Origin of the sequence: Natronobeatus ordinarius, assembly GCF_024362485.1 — an archaeon.
In the GTDB taxonomy this organism is placed as follows: Archaea; Halobacteriota; Halobacteria; order Halobacteriales; family Natrialbaceae; genus Natronobeatus; species Natronobeatus ordinarius.
In genome coordinates this window covers 1,252,551-1,268,287 of sequence record NZ_CP101456.1, presented here as the reverse complement: position 1 = coordinate 1,268,287, position 15,737 = coordinate 1,252,551, and the positions used below count along the sequence as shown (strand labels likewise).

Annotated in this window: 19 protein-coding genes; 10 read left to right on the top strand and 9 right to left on the bottom strand. The window is 65.5% G+C overall.

Annotation, left to right across the window (positions count from 1 at the left end; translation table 11 throughout):
- Positions 1-2: 2 nt before the first annotated feature.
- Together NMQ09_RS06525 and NMQ09_RS06520 are read right to left on the bottom strand one after the other, a co-directional pair.
- Positions 3-521, bottom strand: coding sequence for an HTH domain-containing protein (locus NMQ09_RS06525; RefSeq protein WP_255193710.1), 519 nt, complete (start codon positions 519-521; stop codon positions 3-5).
- 3 nt (positions 522-524) lie between these two features.
- Positions 525-752, bottom strand: coding sequence for a helix-turn-helix domain-containing protein (locus NMQ09_RS06520; RefSeq protein ID WP_255193708.1), 228 nt, complete (start codon positions 750-752; stop codon positions 525-527).
- Between the two features lie 291 nt (positions 753-1,043).
- Here NMQ09_RS06520 and NMQ09_RS06515 point away from each other — a divergent pair, with 291 nt between their 5' ends.
- The gene (locus NMQ09_RS06515; RefSeq protein ID WP_255193706.1) at positions 1,044-2,363 is read left to right on the top strand and encodes a D-aminoacyl-tRNA deacylase; all 1,320 of its coding nucleotides are present in this window, start codon (positions 1,044-1,046) and stop codon (positions 2,361-2,363) included.
- Positions 2,364-2,518: 155 nt separating this feature from the next.
- Positions 2,519-3,649 (top strand): cell division protein FtsZ, encoded by a 1,131-nt coding sequence (ftsZ, locus tag NMQ09_RS06510; RefSeq protein ID WP_255193704.1) that lies wholly within the window; start codon positions 2,519-2,521, stop codon positions 3,647-3,649.
- Positions 3,650-3,797: 148 nt separating this feature from the next.
- On the opposite strand, the gene NMQ09_RS06505 is transcribed toward ftsZ, so the two are convergent.
- Both NMQ09_RS06505 and NMQ09_RS06500 read right to left on the bottom strand, forming a co-directional pair.
- Positions 3,798-4,133 (bottom strand): 2Fe-2S iron-sulfur cluster-binding protein, encoded by a 336-nt coding sequence (locus tag NMQ09_RS06505; protein WP_255193702.1) that lies wholly within the window; start codon positions 4,131-4,133, stop codon positions 3,798-3,800.
- A 115-nt stretch (positions 4,134-4,248) separates the two neighbouring features.
- Entirely contained in the window at positions 4,249-4,818 is a 570-nt protein-coding gene (locus tag NMQ09_RS06500) for a hypothetical protein (RefSeq protein ID WP_255193700.1), read from the bottom strand.
- A gap of 327 nt (positions 4,819-5,145) precedes the next feature.
- Between NMQ09_RS06500 and NMQ09_RS06495 the strand changes: the two genes are divergently transcribed.
- A complete protein-coding gene (locus NMQ09_RS06495; RefSeq protein ID WP_255193698.1) occupies positions 5,146-5,814 on the top strand; it encodes a hypothetical protein in 669 nt (222 codons plus the stop codon).
- Positions 5,815-5,928: 114 nt separating this feature from the next.
- On the opposite strand, the gene NMQ09_RS06490 is transcribed toward NMQ09_RS06495, so the two are convergent.
- Together NMQ09_RS06490 and NMQ09_RS06485 are read right to left on the bottom strand one after the other, a co-directional pair.
- Positions 5,929-6,537: an NADPH-dependent FMN reductase gene (locus NMQ09_RS06490; RefSeq protein WP_255193696.1), complete on the bottom strand. Its 609-nt coding sequence runs from the start codon at positions 6,535-6,537 to the stop codon at positions 5,929-5,931.
- A gap of 40 nt (positions 6,538-6,577) precedes the next feature.
- Positions 6,578-7,501 (bottom strand): HhH-GPD family protein, encoded by a 924-nt coding sequence (locus NMQ09_RS06485; RefSeq protein WP_255193694.1) that lies wholly within the window; start codon positions 7,499-7,501, stop codon positions 6,578-6,580.
- Positions 7,502-7,749: 248 nt separating this feature from the next.
- On the opposite strand from NMQ09_RS06485, the gene NMQ09_RS06480 reads away from it, so the two are divergent.
- A complete protein-coding gene (locus NMQ09_RS06480; protein WP_255193692.1) occupies positions 7,750-8,469 on the top strand; it encodes a hypothetical protein in 720 nt (239 codons plus the stop codon).
- A 13-nt stretch (positions 8,470-8,482) separates the two neighbouring features.
- Here the strand turns inward: NMQ09_RS06480 and NMQ09_RS06475 are convergent, their stop codons facing one another.
- On the bottom strand, positions 8,483-9,109 hold the full coding sequence (locus tag NMQ09_RS06475) for an RAD55 family ATPase (protein ID WP_255193690.1): 627 nt from the start codon (positions 9,107-9,109) through the stop codon (positions 8,483-8,485).
- Positions 9,110-9,416: 307 nt separating this feature from the next.
- Between NMQ09_RS06475 and pyrB the strand changes: the two genes are divergently transcribed.
- The 3 genes from pyrB to NMQ09_RS06460 all read left to right on the top strand — a co-directional run bounded on the left by pyrB (position 9,417) and on the right by NMQ09_RS06460 (position 11,905).
- Complete coding sequence (gene pyrB, locus NMQ09_RS06470) at positions 9,417-10,331, top strand: aspartate carbamoyltransferase (RefSeq protein ID WP_255193688.1); 915 nt, start codon at positions 9,417-9,419, stop codon at positions 10,329-10,331.
- A complete protein-coding gene (gene pyrI / locus NMQ09_RS06465; RefSeq protein ID WP_255193686.1) occupies positions 10,328-10,789 on the top strand; it encodes an aspartate carbamoyltransferase regulatory subunit in 462 nt (153 codons plus the stop codon). Before pyrB ends, pyrI begins: the two co-directional genes overlap by 4 nt.
- 276 nt (positions 10,790-11,065) lie before the next feature.
- On the top strand, positions 11,066-11,905 hold the full coding sequence (locus NMQ09_RS06460) for a hypothetical protein (protein ID WP_255193683.1): 840 nt from the start codon (positions 11,066-11,068) through the stop codon (positions 11,903-11,905).
- A 39-nt stretch (positions 11,906-11,944) separates the two neighbouring features.
- Here NMQ09_RS06460 and NMQ09_RS06455 read toward each other — a convergent pair whose 3' ends face one another.
- Positions 11,945-12,502, bottom strand: a complete 558-nt coding sequence (locus NMQ09_RS06455) for an NUDIX hydrolase (RefSeq protein WP_255193681.1) — start codon at positions 12,500-12,502, stop codon at positions 11,945-11,947.
- A gap of 215 nt (positions 12,503-12,717) precedes the next feature.
- On the opposite strand from NMQ09_RS06455, the gene NMQ09_RS06450 reads away from it, so the two are divergent.
- Positions 12,718-13,155 carry a universal stress protein gene (locus tag NMQ09_RS06450; protein ID WP_255193679.1) on the top strand — a complete coding sequence of 146 codons (438 nt, stop codon included), beginning with the start codon at positions 12,718-12,720 and terminating at the stop codon, positions 13,153-13,155.
- Positions 13,156-13,213: 58 nt separating this feature from the next.
- Here NMQ09_RS06450 and NMQ09_RS06445 read toward each other — a convergent pair whose 3' ends face one another.
- Complete coding sequence (locus NMQ09_RS06445; RefSeq protein WP_255193677.1) at positions 13,214-13,660, bottom strand: universal stress protein; 447 nt, start codon at positions 13,658-13,660, stop codon at positions 13,214-13,216.
- Between the two features lie 116 nt (positions 13,661-13,776).
- Here NMQ09_RS06445 and NMQ09_RS06440 point away from each other — a divergent pair, with 116 nt between their 5' ends.
- The gene (locus NMQ09_RS06440) at positions 13,777-14,775 is read left to right on the top strand and encodes a CapA family protein (RefSeq protein WP_255193676.1); all 999 of its coding nucleotides are present in this window, start codon (positions 13,777-13,779) and stop codon (positions 14,773-14,775) included.
- 50 nt (positions 14,776-14,825) lie between these two features.
- Entirely contained in the window at positions 14,826-15,704 is an 879-nt protein-coding gene (locus tag NMQ09_RS06435) for an amidohydrolase family protein (RefSeq protein ID WP_255193674.1), read from the top strand.
- Positions 15,705-15,737 lie beyond the last annotated feature (33 nt).

The window sequence follows — 15,737 nt, the reverse complement described above, 5'->3', positions numbered from 1 at the left end:
CGTCACGCCGGATGGACCTGTCGCTCGGCGCTCTCGACGTCGCCCACCGAATCCGAGTCGAGCGACTCGGCGACCAGGTCGGGCGCGCCGCCCTCGAGCGCGGCCAGACAGTCGTCGACGGTGCAGACCGCTGCTCCGTTCGAACACGGAGCCACGCACTCGAGTTCTTCGCCGTCGTAGACGGCGATCGTCACGAACGGGACGACGAGTTTCGTGTAGGACGTCTCCGAGACCATCGAGGAGACCTCGCGTCGGCAGAACGCCGGCTCGAGCGTGTGGCCGGCGTTGTCGGCCCACGAGCGATAGGCCTCGACGACGGCCGCCGTCGGCGCTTCGACGGCTTCGGCCGGCCGGAGCTGTCGACACCCCCAGCTCTCGAGAGCGTACTCGGCGATCTGATCGTCGTCCTCGAGCCGTCGCAACCGGGAGGCGATTCGGTCGGCTGTCTCGAGGACTGGCGTCGGCGTATCGTCTCGAACGCGCAATTCGACTCGTCGGGAGGTGGTTGGCTCGGTCGTCATGGATCACGCAGGGACGTAGTTGCCGCCGGTTCGCTGGACGAGACCGCGCGAAGCGAGGGAGTTCAGAACACTCAGGACCGTGATCTTTTTCAGCGAAAGCGTCTTCTGAAGTTCGGTTGCCGTCGCACCGTCCGTAAGTAAGAGCGAGAGGTACACGAGTTTGCCCTGTGACGATTCGATCTCGTCCGGAATCGGCGTCAGGCGCTGGTCTTCGATAGCTTCGACAGGCATGTTCGGGTGAGCAGGTGCGACCGATTCGTATTGGTATACGCCGTCTACTGGGGTGGAAATCGAAGATTTACCCGGCAGACAGTCGGCTGAAACGATGTGTGTCAATTATCCACACTAGTAGAATACTGATTGGGTCGTAGCATACCAACGGGCGGACCGGGCCGGTGTCTCGGACCGGCGTCTCGGACCGGTCTCCGCCGTCGGTTGCGGACCGGCCGAGCGGAACGTCGATCGCGGGTCGACCGAGCGGAAAACGGAGCGTATTCAGGCCCCCGTCCCGCATCGACTCGTGTGATCGCGATCGTCGAAAGTCGCGCCGACCGCGCCTCCGTCCACGTCTGTGATTACCTCCGTGAGCTCGTCGACTGGGAGCGACGCGGGGACGACACCCGGCCCGACGGCGAAGGCGGCAGCACCTGGTACCGGACCGACGGGGCGGAGCTCCGGTCGTTCGACGACCTCCACATCGAACTCGAGCGACCGGCCGACGCCTTCGAGGGAGACCCCGACCTGCTGGTGTTCGCCTCCCGACACTCGGGCGGCACCGGCCCGCTACTGACCGGCCACTTCACGGGTAACTTCGGCCCGGCCGAGTTCGGCGGCGACGATGGCGAGCTCGCCGCGACGTGCCCGAACGCACTCGCGACGCTGCTCGAGTCGTTCGACGAGTACGCCCCTGCGGACTACGACGTCGGGATGGAGTGTACCCACCACGGCCCGACCGACGTCGGCGTCCCCTCGCTGTTCGCCGAACTCGGAAGCGACGACGAGCAGTGGAACGATCCCGCAGGCGCCGAGGCCGTCGCGCGCGCTATTCTCGACCTCCGAGACGTCGCCCCTCACCGCGACGAACAGGTCGTCGGCTTCGGCGGCAACCACTACGCCCCCCGCTTTACGCGGATCGTCCGCGAGACCCCGTGGGCCGTCGGCCACGTCGCCGCCGACTGGGCGCTCGAGGCGATGGCCCACCCCGAGACCGAACGCGACGTGCTCGCGGCGGCGTTCGAGGAAAGCGACGCCGACTGCGCCGTCATCGACGGCGAGTATCCCACTCTCGAGCGAGTACTCGACGCTCTCGGCTACGAGGTCGTGAGCGAGACCTGGCTGCGCGAGGTCGGCGATCGCCCTCGCTCGCTCGTGACGGCGATCGAAGACGAACTCGGCACCGTCGACGACGGCGTTCGGTTCGGCAGCGAGCGATCGGAGCCGTTCACCGTCGTCGACTTACCGGTGAAACTGGTCGAGACGGCCGAGGGAATCGATCCGGACGAGGTATGGGCAATCCTCGAGAACCGGACCGTCGCCTTCACGACCAGAAACGGTGCGAGCCGCGTCGGCGATCGGGCCGCCGTCCCGGGCGAGGAGGTGCTCCAGGGGGTCGTCGCCGACCTCGCGGCGATCCTCGAGTGCAAGTACGACACGGTGGCCATCGAGGACGACGCCGTCGTCGTGTCGGAGACGGCGTTCGACCCGAAACGGGCGCGTGAGCTGGGCGTCAGCGAGGGACCGGCGTTCGGTCGGCTGACGAGCGGTGACACCGTCACCGTCGACGGCAGAACGGTCGCTCCCGAAGACGTTCACGTCGACCGAACGCATCGGTTCCCGGTTTAGTTCTAGAGAGGAGTGAGTAAAACGACATCTACGCTCGAGTACGTCTGTTCTCAATTGCCGTACTTTCGACCCATAAGTAATCAGTACGGTGTCAGACGGTCGTCTGACGTCTAGGGGAAAGGTAATTACACTCCATCTTCTATACCGGCCAAGGAATGGACTCCATCATCGAAGACGCTATCGACGAGGCCGAGGACGAGAGCCCGGAGGAGTTCGACGCCGAGGCCGACCTCGAAGCCGAAAACGCGAGCGGGACGATGACCGACGAGGAGTTAGCCGACGTACTACAGGACCTCCAGACGGATATCACGGTCGTCGGCTGTGGTGGCGCGGGCGGAAACACCGTCAACCGGATGACCGAGGAGGGGATCCACGGTGCGAAACTCGTCGCCGCTAACACGGACGTTCAGCACCTCGTCGAGATCGACGCCGACACGAAGATCCTGATGGGCGAACAGAAGACCGGCGGCCGCGGCGCGGGCTCGCTCCCGCAGGTCGGCGAGGAAGCCGCCCTCGAGAGCCAGCAGGACATCTACGACGCCATCGAGGGCTCTGACATGGTGTTCGTCACTGCCGGACTCGGCGGCGGTACTGGCACGGGCTCTGCCCCCGTCGTCGCCAAGGCCGCCCGCGAGACCGGCGCACTCACCATCTCGATCGTCACGACCCCCTTCACCGCGGAAGGCGAAGTCCGGCGAACGAACGCGGAGGCCGGCCTCGAGCGCCTGCGCGACGTCTCCGACACCGTCATCGTCGTCCCGAACGACCGCCTGCTCGACTCGGTCGGCAAACTCCCCGTTCGACAAGCGTTCAAGGTGTCCGACGAGGTGTTGATGCGGTCGGTCAAAGGCATCACCGAACTCATCACGAAGCCCGGGCTCGTCAACCTCGACTTCGCCGACGTCCGCACCGTCATGGAACGTGGTGGCGTCGCGATGATCGGGCTCGGCGAGGCCGATTCGGAAGCGAAAGCCGAAGATTCCGTCAAGACGGCACTGCGATCACCCCTGCTCGACGTCGACATCTCCAGCGCGAACTCCGCGCTCGTCAACGTCACCGGCGGCAACGACATGTCCATCGAGGAAGCAGAAGGCGTCGTCGAGGAGATCTACGACCGGATCGACCCCGACGCACGCATCATCTGGGGGACCTCGATCGACGAGAGCCTCGAGGGCAGCATGCGGACGATGATCGTCGTCACCGGCGTCGACTCGCCACAGATCTACGGCCGTCCCGAAACCGAAGCGGTCGGACCGGGCGCGAACGACATCGATTTCGTCGAGTGAGCGGTCATAACCTGCCACAGGGAGTCCATTTTCGCGTCGACGCGCACACTCGAGTAGCCGATCAGCACGCAGCCGTATCAGTACCGCCGTCCGGCAATTTCGATCCATCCGACGCACGGTCGCGGTTGCGCCGGTTACTCGGTACGGTTCAGTCGTCGGCCGTCGCCGGATCGCTCGAAGCGTCGGCGTCGACGTCGTCCTCGATGCTCGGCGGGTACTTTCCGCGCTCGAGTTTGAGGTCCGACTGGGGGCGAGCCATGCAGGTCAGGGCGTAGCGGTCGGCCTCCGCCTCCGTGAGTCCGCGGGCGGCTGGCTGGGTCACGTCACCCTCGAGGATCTCAGCCGAACACGCCAGGCACATCCCGACGCGACAGGAGTACTCCTGGGCGATGCCTTCCTCGAGACAGCGACTGAGAATCGTCTCTTTGTCCGAGCACGTGATCGTCTCGCCGGTGCCGACGAACTCCACGGTGTACTCCGTCATGAGCCTGAATACGACCAGTCCTGACTTTACTGTTTATCTTGACCATCGCCCAGGGCGATCAGTCGGATTTCTGATTAGAACTCGCGGGACCCAGCACACCGAGGGTCCAGACGACTCACTCTTCGGTTTCGTCGTCCAACGACGGCGTCGGCTCCTCGTCGACGTCCGCTTCCGACTCGTCGGGATCGCTCGGTTCGTCGATGTCCACCGCGGGCTCGAACTCTTCGATCGGCTCCCACTCCTCTTCCGCTGACGAAGAGAAACGACGCCGCAGGAGGGCAATCGCGCCGACGATCGCCAGCACGATCCCGATCCGGCGAAGCCGACTCCCACCGGACTCCTCGTCGGCGTCGACCTCGACGTCGTCGTCAGCCGTCTCGATTTCGGGCGATTCCACGTCTTCGGCCACCTCGGTGATGGCATCCGGCGTCTCGAAGTCCTCGATCGATAGCGCCTCCGAATCGAGGTGCTCGCGTTTCGTCCCGACGAGATAGCCCACCGCTGCACCGAGTGCGAGGAGCGCTCCTGCGAGCGGCAACCGACGCCCGCCCGACGATGGTCCCCCGTCTGCCTCCTCGACGGCCTCGAGGATCGGTTCCCGCATCGGCGTCTCCATACCGACGCTCACCGCTTCTTTTACGACGCGCTCTGAAAGCCGCTCGTCCTGTTGCTCCGAATCGGGCATATTGCGCTCGACGACATCACTGTAAATAGTTCTGTCCAACGTTTCGAGTAGTTCACTCGAGCGGGCGTCGGTTACGCACGACTTACGACCGTGCTTCCGGCCAGACAATACGACCCTAACTGATGGTCGACGGCCCGAGATCGCGTGAGACTGTGGCCGGGGAGAGACGCGGACACGATGGGCGCGTGGGCGCGTGGACGACTGGCGCGGCGCTCAGGACCTCTCGGGCAGCCAGCGCACAGTCTCGGCGCTCGAACAACACAATTTCCGTTCGCCACCGAGGAGAAGGGTTCCCATAACGAAGCCGATGGAACCCGTTCGTCCGGTATGAGCGTCTTTCGCCAGCCGAGCGTCCTCGGCCAGACCACGCGGCGTCGGCTGGTCGGCGTGACGGCCGCTCTCTCCTCGGCGACGGTCGAGACGACGGCGGTGGGGGCGTGGTTCGTCCTCGTCGCCGTCGAGGCGCGGACGCTCTCGACTGCCATGGCCGGGCTGGGGATCCTCTTCTGTGGCTCGCTACTCAGAACCGGCGTCTTCGGCGTGGCGACGAGCGACCTCGTCGACTTGCTCCGCCCACGGCGGCTCCTCACCACGATGGTCCTCACGGGGAGCTGGATCGTCTGGCTGCTGATCGCCGAATCGGTCGGTGGTAAACGGGGCGTCGCCGTCGCTGGTCTCTCGCTCGCGCTCGTCCTCACCGGCCAGTTCGCCCTCGAGCGACGTATCTTCCATATCGACGCGGACGACGACCGATCGGCCTCGAGGAGCGTCCCCTCGCCCCCGGGAGTCGTCCCGGCGATCCTCGTCGCACTCGGGGCGTCGGCGCTACTCGCGACGACGTGGTTCACCGACTGGTCGTTCAGGACGACGCTGTTTACCGTTGAGGGGACGAGTCTCTTCGTCGAGTTCCCCGCGTTCTACTTCGGCGTGTTCTCGTTCTGGCTCTGTTCGTTTATCGCCCAGCAGCGCCGCCTCTACCGAACCCTCGATCCGTGACACGCCCTCGGCCGCGTCGTGGCCGATCTCCGCGACGCCCGTCACCGAGCTATAGTAGCCACTGAACGTCAGTGCACACCTGCTCGTAGTGTGTAACCCGTTTCAGTTGTCACTCTACCGCGCGCCGACGTTCTGATCGCTCTCGAAGGAGTCCGGGTCGGGTTCGATTCGTGCGTACTGGACCGCCCGCCGGCCGAGCGTCGCCACCCGGTTCTCGAGTGACTCGTCGACGAACTCGCCGTCGTCGACGGCACGGCGGGCGTTCGCCACCGCCACCTGGTGTGGGATCACCCACGCGTTGAGCGACCGACAGACCGATCGCAGGTGCTCGAGCGCCGTCACCGGGAACGCCCCGCCGGCGACCGCGAGCAGGCCGACCGTCTTGTCTTCGAACTCCTCGAACCCACAGTAGTCGAGCGCGGTCTTCAGCGGCGAGGAGAACGAGCCGTGATACATCGGCGTCCCCAGCAGGACCGCGTCGGCCTCGCGCACCCGGGCAGCCAGTTCCGCGGCGTCGCCAGCGCTCGCTCGGTCGACGTCGGCGTCGAACGCCGGCAGGTCCCACTCCCGAAGATCGAGTAGCTCCGTCTCGACGCCCCCACGTTCGGCTTCCTCGAGCGCGCGCCGGAGCGCCAGGCGGGTGTAGCTGTCCTCGCGGAGGCTCCCACAGATCGCTACGACGCGGATCGGATCGGTGCTGTCGGCGTCGCCGTCGGCCGTCATACCCTCGAGTCGTCGCCGACGGGGAAAAAGCTCAGGCCGATCAGCGCCGAAGCCGCGCGACCGGCTCGCCATCGCGCGTCTCGAGCGTGACCAGGCCGTCGGTCTCGAGGTCGGCGAGCAGTTCCAGCAGCCACGCTCGGCCGTGCTCGCCCTGGGGGTTGTAATCGACTCGAATCCGGGGACCGAGGACATCCAGCTCGAGTTCGTCGTACTCCCGAAGGGTGCGGACGATCCGGCCGCGAAACTGGCGGCGGCTCCCGTCGAAACTGGGCTGGGTGGGCACGTCAGGGGCCGTGAAGTCGCCGCTCGCGTAGGCGCCACACCACTCCCGCCAGGGACAGCCGGCCTCGTCACAGCGCGGCGTCTGGGTGCAGGCCACACCCCCGAGCTCCATGATCGCGTTGTTCCACGCCCGTGAGCGACCGTCGGGCATGAGCGCGGTCGCCGCCCGTTCGAACGCCGCGTCGTCGTCGGGGACGTCGAACGCCCGGTAACAGACCCGTTTGACGTTCGTGTCGACGACCGCGTCGCCCTCGTTGAACGCGAAACTCGCCACCGCGTTGGCCGTGTAGGGGCCGACGCCCATCAGCTCCTGGAGCTCGTCGGGCTCGCGGGGAAACGCACCGTCGTACTCCGCTTCGACTTGACTCGCCGCCTCGTGGAGGTACTTCGCCCGGTTGTTGTAGCCCAGCCGGTGTCCACTCCAGAAGCCCACCACGTCGGCCCGATCGGCCGCGGCGAGATCGGCCGTCGTCGGCCAGCGCTCGAGGAACGCCTCCCAGGCGTCGACCACCCGGTCGAGCTGGGTCTGCTGGCTCATCACCTCACAGACGAGGATCGCGTACGGATCGTCGGTCTCCCGCCAGGGAAACGGCCGATGGTCCGCCTCGTACCACTCGAGCAGCGCCTCGCGGACGGCCTCGAGGTCGAGATCCGCTGGCAACTCGACGGCGTCGTCGGTCATCGACAGGCGTTGGAAGGCCCGACGGTTAGGGGTTTCTCCTCGCCGGTCGGCGGCTCGCTTCGCTCGCTCGTTGAGGAAGGGGCCTTAGCGCCTCAATGCAGGTGAATTCGGCAAGTCACAGAAGTGCAAGGAGGAAGCCCACGACGTTAGTCGGGGGAGGAATCCGACTATCGATGGAGCATGAGGATTCGTTGCTCGTGATCCTGGGAAATAGAATGTCATATATACGTCTAGTTAACATAGTATTCATGCGACAATCAACGCGGCGTCAGCTGCTCGCACTCTGTGGATCGGCCACGGCGATTGGCTTTGCAGGCTGTCTTGGAAACGGCGACGATACCGACGATACCGAGACCGGTGGCGGTAACGGTGGAAACGGCGACGATACCGACGATACCGAGACCGGTGGCGGTAACGGTGGAAACGGCTCCGTGGCGGGCTTGACGCTTGCAGATACGCCCCATACTGGTCGATACGAGTTCGAGGTCACGAACCTGACTATCGAACGGTTCGTCTGGGACGTTCGAGACATAGACGGCGACGAGGCAACCGTCGATGTCACGATCGACGAAGCGGGCTTCGTGGAAGAAGAGACGATTACGGTGACGCCAATTATTCCGGACAGCTTTTCTGATGGCCGGCCGCTCAACGAGGATCTCGATATCGACGACCTCACAAACGCCCGGGTTGGCGATTTGTGGTATCCGATCAACGATTTCGCAAACGTTGATTTATCCACCCTTTCGGTCGGTGATACCTGGGAAGAAACGGCCGGGCTCAATTATGAAGTGACGGGCACCGACAGTCATGCAGGGCTTGATTGTCTGGTTGTTGAGCGTCGAATTTTCGATGAGTTGAGTTTCAAATACTGTGTCTCGACTGAGCACGCGATGATTCTGTCCAGTGCTGATTTTGACGAAACAGGTGCACTACTGCACGAACTGACGCTCACCTCCTACGACGGGTAGTCGATTTCTCTATTCAGGCGATGTCGCGACTCGTGTCGATCTCGACCCGCTCTGAGAGCTGGAGCTTGATCGTCTCGGTGGGTGCGCCGCCGTGACGATACTTGGGAATCGTAAGGAAGTTCTCGAGTTCCGTCGCACCGACCCGCGTCTGGAGGTTGAAGACGGCGTCAGCGACGTGCTCGGTCGTCGACCGGTTCGCGGGCTGATCGTCGGCTTTCAGGCAGTGCAAGATCGCGATGCTCCGGGTTTCGAGCATCCGGTCTTTGAGGGCGTTGAGAAAGTCCACGTACGCCTCCCGGTCCGTGCGCTCGAGGGGGTCCATCGGATCGACGATGAGGTTCGCCCCCTCCGGGAGCGCGCCGATCAGTCGCGTGGCTTCCTCGAGCGGATTCTGGCTGTCGATCCGTCTGACGGTTGGCGTCCCGACTCGGGCCATCGACGAGTCGACCGCGTGTCGGATGGACTGATCGGAGCGCTCGGTCGAGATGTAAAGCGTCCCCCGGGCGGCCGTGAGTTCGTACAGGAGTAGCTCAGACTGGCTGGCCGGCGCTGCGGTGTACGCCACGACACAACCTGGTGGCAGACCGCCGTCGAGTTTCCGGTCTAACACGTCGATTCCGGTGTGCAGCCGACCCTCCATCGATTGTGTGGTATTACCGTACTCCACTGATAACTCTTTACCTTGGCTTCAGATCGGGGCCCGTTCGACTCGCCGTGCGGGGCCAGCAGTCGACGCCGTGAGACGGCCGCCGGAAACGCTCGTCGGCTCATCGCAACCAGTCGTAGAATCGTCGGTCGGAGCCGATCTTCGTTCGACCGATGGATCCGAAATCGGCGTCCCGACGCGGTGACGAGCCGTCCAGCCTGTCAGCACGGCTCACGTCGTGGCTGGCTGTGGCCACCCGAATGGAGAGATTCAAGGGGCACCGGAGAGCCGTAACGAACGGATGCGCCACGATCACCTCATCACGAGCAAGCAACTCGCTCGCGAGGACGTCGAGCTCGTCCTCGATCGCGCCGCCGAGATCGACGCCGATCCGGCTGCCGTCGCGGAGCGACACGCGGGGAAGTTGCTCGGCCTCCTCTTTTTCGAGCCGAGCACGCGAACGAAGATGAGCTTCGAGACGGCGATGAAGCGCCTGGGTGGCGACGTCGTCGACATGGGCTCGATCGAGTCCTCGAGCGTCAAGAAAGGCGAGAGCCTCGCCGACACCGTCCGGGTCATCGAGGGCTACGCCGACGCGCTCGTCCTGCGTCACCCGCGAGAGGGAGCGGCGAAGATGGCCAGCGAGTACGTCGACGTGCCGCTTTTGAACGCCGGCGACGGGGCGGGACAGCACCCGACCCAGACCTTACTCGACCTCTACACGATCCGCCAGAACGCCGGCCTCGAGGACCTCACCATCGGCGTCATGGGCGATCTGAAGTACGGCCGGACGGTTCACTCGCTCGCGTACACCCTGACGAACTTCGACGCCCAGCAACACTTCATCAGCCCCGAAAGCCTCCAGTTGCCCCGAGAGGTCATCTACGACCTCCACCAGGAGGGCGCGACGGTCAGGGAACACGACGGGCTCGAGGCGGTCCTCCCGAACCTCGACGTCCTCTACGTCACCCGGATCCAGCGCGAGCGGTTCCCCGACGAGTCCGAGTACCGGCAGGTCGCCGGCGAGTACCAGATCGATCTCGAGACGCTCGAGGACGCAGCCGACGACCTGACCGTGATGCACCCGCTCCCGCGCGTCGACGAGATTTCGCCGGCCGTCGACGGCACCGACCACGCGGCGTACTTCGAACAGGCACACAACGGCGTGCCGGTTCGCATGGCGCTGCTCGACCTCCTCCTGGGTGATTCGCCATGAGCGACGACCACGAACTCCGCGTCAGCAAGATCCGCGATGGAACCGTCATCGACCACATCCGCGGCGGGCAGTCGCTCAACGTCCTCGCGATCCTCGGCATCGACGGGAGTAGAGGCGAGGAGGTCTCCGTCGGCATGAACGTCCCGTCCGACCGGCTCGCGCGCAAAGACATCGTCAAGGTCGAAGGCCACGAACTGAGCCAGGACGAAGTCGACGTCCTCTCGCTGATCGCGCCCGACGCGTCGATCAATATCGTCCGCGACTACGAGGTCGTCGAAAAATCGCGCGTCGAACGGCCCGACGTCGTCGAAGCCGTCCTCGAGTGCCCCAACCCCGGCTGTATCACGAACGCCGACGAGCCGGTCACGACGACCTTCGAGGTGCTCGAGGACGGCGTTCGGTGTGCGTACTGTGGAACGATCGTGCGTGAGCACATCGCCAGCCACATCCAGGAGTGAGACGAGCGATCGCTCACCCGCTGTGGCTCGACGCGCGGCCCGGTTTGCCAGCGATGACTTCTCCCATGCAACCGAACCTCTAGAAAAATCTAAGTGCGTGCCGGTCGACGATACTGACGTACATGTCGCGAGCCATTAAAATCCTGATCGCCCTGGTCGTAATCGCCCTCGTCTGGAAAGTCGTCTTCAGCAGTTCGACGGACCCCGAGATCGAGTACGACCCAGTCGAATAACTGAGACCGAACGCCTTACTCTCTCCAGGCCCTCCGGTCGGGTATGTATGGAGTCGTCACCCGGAACGCCGAAGAGGTGACCTGGGACGCGTTCGATCGCGGTTTCTACGAAGTCAAAGACGTCACCGGCAGGTCCGCCGAACCGCTCCCCGAGGCCGTCAACATGGTCTCCTGTTTCGGGGACAACGCCGCCGCCGACGCCGACCCCTCGCTCGTCCCCGTCGACGACGAGGGCAACCGCGCCACTCGCGAGCAGCCCTACTTCGACTGGGCGTACGTCTGCCCGACCCGCGAGGAGTACCGCGAGGGGCTACTCGAGATCGTCGACGACTGCGTCGCCGCGAACGCGGACGTCCGCCTCGACGACGTCGGCTTTCCGCGCGCGGAGTACTGCCACTGCGATCGCTGCGCCGAAGCGTTCGCCGCGAGCGAGTTCGACGACCGCCTCGAGTGGCGAGCGAGCGTCATCACCGACTTCGTCTCCGAGGCCGCCGATCGAATCCCAGGTCGCGTCTACCTGACGCTCTACCCGGACCCGTACCCCGGCCACCTCTACGAACGCGCCGGCCTCGACCTTCCGGCGCTCGCAGCACACGTCGACGAGTTCGTCGTCCCGCTCTACGATACACACTACGGGACGACCTACTGGCTCGAGACCATCGCGAAGGGCTTCCAGAGCGCACTCGAGACGCCGTTCAGCATCGAACTCTACGCCGTGAACGTCGACGTCGATAACCTGATCCACGCGACCGAGGTCGCCGACGCCTACGGGAAGGACGTCTTCTTCGGCTACGACGCGGCGAACGCCCAGGCAGCGCTCCGTCGGCTGTCAGCCGAGGCGCGCGAGGGTGTCACCCACGGAGAGCCCGCCACGGAAGAGTGACCTGACGGCAGGTTCCGTCGTCGCGGCCAGCGCAGGTCGTCACTCGAGCATTCGCCGCCGCCAGGCGAGCAGTTCGTCGCGGTCGCGCGTGTCCTCCGGGAGTTCCTCGAACCAGCGCGCCATGGATATCTCTCCGTCGGGATCGGTCACGTCGAGTTCGAGCGTCTCCGCGCTGGCGGCGAAGATCGGGAGGACGCCCCAGGTCCGGTAGCCGCCGGTGGCGAGTTCGATCCGGGTGAGCATCGCGAGTCCGTCGTATCGCGCCTCGACGCCTGCCTCCTCGGCGAGTTCGCGGCGGGCCGCCTCGAGCAACGATTCGTCGCCGTCGATCCCCCCGCCGGGGAGCACCCATCGGTCGACCCCCTCGTGGCGAACCAGCAGGAGTTCGCCGGAGTCCCGGTAGACGATCGTATGGACGCCGTACGGAAGCCCCGTACGTCTGATCCGCTCGAGGAGCGTGCTGAATCGATGTCGTGAGATGCGGCGCGTCCGCTCGCGAGGGAGAAACTCGTCGTACCGGTTCTCGAGGCGCCGGTAGAGCTCCGCCGACCGACGGGCCGCCTCGTCGGCGCGCAGGGTCAGTTCGTCGACCGACATCGAACCCTGGTGACGTTCGGGTCGTCGGCAACTGATACGAGGGGCGCGGTGAACGGCGAGGGCACTGTCATTGTCGACGATTCACCGGCGTACGGGAATAACGCTTCGGTACCCGAAACCCGTCCGGGCCGAGTGCACACCCCGTCCGGCCGACCGAGACCGACACGAGCCGTTCGGGGCACACTGTTTTGCCCGTTGGTCTCCTCTTCGGAGGCATGTACCGGCGAATCCTCCTCCCGACTGACGGCGGCGAGGCGACCGACGACGCACTCGAGCACGCCGTCGACCTCGCTGGGCAGTACGACGCCGAGTTACACGTCCTCTACGTCGTCGACGCGAGCGTCGTCACGGGTGACATCGAGGTCGGAACGATCGTCGAGGAATTCGAGTCCGCGGGCGAGCACATCCTCGAGGACGTCGCCGAACGGGCCCACGAGGCTGGCCTCGAACGGGATCGAATCACCACGAAACTCGCGCGCGGGACGCCACACCGGACGATCCTCGAGTACACTGCGGACCAGGACGTCGACCTGATCGTCATGGGAACCCACGGCCGGACGGGGATCGGTCGCTATCTCCTCGGGAGCGTCACGGAGCGAGTCGTCAGGCTCGCTGACGTCCCGGTGGTCACCGTTCGGCGAGCGAACTCCTGAGGCTGACGGGGACGAGACGAGCCCAGTCGTCCGGCCGACCCCGGCCGGGCCGACGGCCTCACCTGACGACCGTGACCGGCACGGGTGCCCGACGGATGAGTTCACTCGCGGTGCTCCCGAGCAGCGACTCGGCCCGACCGGACAGTCCCCGGTGGCCGACGACGAGAACGTCGTGGACGTCGGGGTCGGCGTACTCGACGATGGTCTCGACGGGACTACCGTACAGCAACTCGGTGTCGACGTCGACCCCCGCCTCCGAGACCGTCTCGGCGGCGCGCTCGAGGATCGCTTCCCCGCGAGCTTCCGCCTCCTCGACGTTCTCGACGATCAGTCGGCGCTCGGCGTCGGAGAGCGACCGGGTCGGCTCGAGGCCACCCGACCGGATCCGCGGCTGGACGGCGTTGACCACGGTCAGGCGCGCACCCGCGGCGGCGGCGAGGTCGATCGCGTGCTCGAGTGCCTCCTCGCTCTCCGTGGAGCCGTCGGTTGCAACGAGAAAGTGCATTGGGTTCACCTCGGTTACACGCAGCCTCGAGAAGCATATAGTTCTGTGGGCACCTCGACAGCGACAGCCGATTTCGGGTTTTCCTTTATCACCGTGCGAGCCGTACTCGACCGACTATGGCCACCTCCCTTCGGCTCGGGTTGACCGGCGACGTCATGCTCGGTCGACTCGTCGACGAGCGTCACCGGAACCGATCCGTCGGCGCCGTCTGGGGCGACCTCCGCGAGCACCTTCGCTCGCTCGACGCGCTGGCGATCAACCTCGAGTGTGCGCTCTCGACGCGAGGCCAGCCGTGGACCCTGACGCATCGTCCGTTTCACTTCCGCGCCGATCCCGACTGGGCCGTCCCCGCCCTCGAGGACGTCGACGTCTCGTTCGCCGCACTGGCGAACAACCACGTCCTCGACTTCGAAGAGCCCGCCCTCTACGACACGCTTTCGGAACTCGAGGACGCCGGCATCGCTCACACGGGCGCGGGCAGAGACGAGACCGAGGCGTTCGAACCAGCGACGATCACCGTGGGCGACCTGCGGGTGACGTTCGTCTCGTTCACCGACAACACGCCCGAGTACGCCGCAGCGGGGGACGAGCCGGGAACGGCGTTCCTCCCGATCGAGGACGACGAGGAGGCGGCTCGAGAACGAGCCCGCGAGGCGCTGCTGGCCGCGCGGGACGAGCGGTCGGACCTGCTCGTCGCCTCGCTGCACTGGGGACCGAACATGGTCGAAGAACCCGCACCGGCCCACCGCCGGTTCGCTCGCTTTCTCGTCGAGGAGGGCGTCGACCTGATCCACGGCCACAGCGCACACGTCTTCCAGGGGATCGAGGTGATCGACGGCGTCCCCGTCTGCTACGACTGCGGCGACTTCGTCGACGACTACGCGATCGATCGTCGGCTGCACAACGATCGGAGCTTCCTCTTCGAGGCCCGGCTCGAGCCTGACACGGGCGAGATCGGCGAGCTGCGCCTCTTCCCCACCCGGATCGACAACTGCGCCGTCTACCGGGCGACCGAACCCGCCGCCTCCTGGTCGCGCGACCGGATGCGCGAGCGCTCCGAGCCGTTCGGCACGAGCTTCGAGCGAGACGGGGAGGAGCTCGTCCTCGAGCTGTGATCGGGCCAAAATCGTGGCAGCTTTTAGCGCGTCGGCACGCACCCACCAGTATGGCACTCCCGACAGCGCTCGAGGCGGCCGACGGGCCGCGAGCGATCGACACGCACGCACACCAGCCCACCAGCGAGTTCCTCCACGACGCGGGCGGCCAGATGATGAAAGACGCCGCCGACCGCTTCGGTACCGACCTCGAGACCGATACCTACGAGCACATGATCGAGGAGTACCACGAGGTCGGCGTCGGCCGTGCCGTCCTGCTGGGGTGGGACGCCGAGACCAACACGGGCAACCCACCGGTGCCCAACGACTACGTCGCGGAGGTGCGCGACGAGTACGACGACTTCTTCATCGGCTTTGGCTCCGTCGACCCCCTCAAAGACGACTGCGTCGAGGAGGCGATCCGCTGCGTCGAGGACCTCGACCTCGTCGGCTTCAAGTTCCAGCAGATCGCCCAGGGATTCGACCCCTCCGCGCCCGAACACCGAGAGCTGTGGGCGACGATCGAGGGCCTCGAGGTTCCGGTGGTCTTCCACGGCGGCAACTCCACGCTCGGCGCCTGTTCGCCCGGTGGACGCGGCCTGAAGATCAAGTACGGCAACCCGATGCTGATCGACGACGTCGCCGCGGAGTTCCCCGAGCTCCAGATCCTCATTGCCCATCCCGCCTACCCCTGGGAGAAAGAACAGCTCGCCATCTGCCAGCAGAAGGGCAACGTCTACATGGACCTCTCGGGCTGGATGCCCAGGTACATCGACGACCAGGTGCTCCACTACGCGAAAACCCTGCTCAAGGACAAGGTCATGTTCGGCACTGACTACCCCATGCTCGAGCCCAAGCCGTGGCTCGAGCAGTTCGCCGAGCTCGAGTTCCCCGAGGAGATTCAGCGAAAGATCCTCTGGGAGACCGCCGAGGAGTTCCTCGGATTGTAGCGCCCGACGGGCCAGTCGGCGGCCGACTCGAGT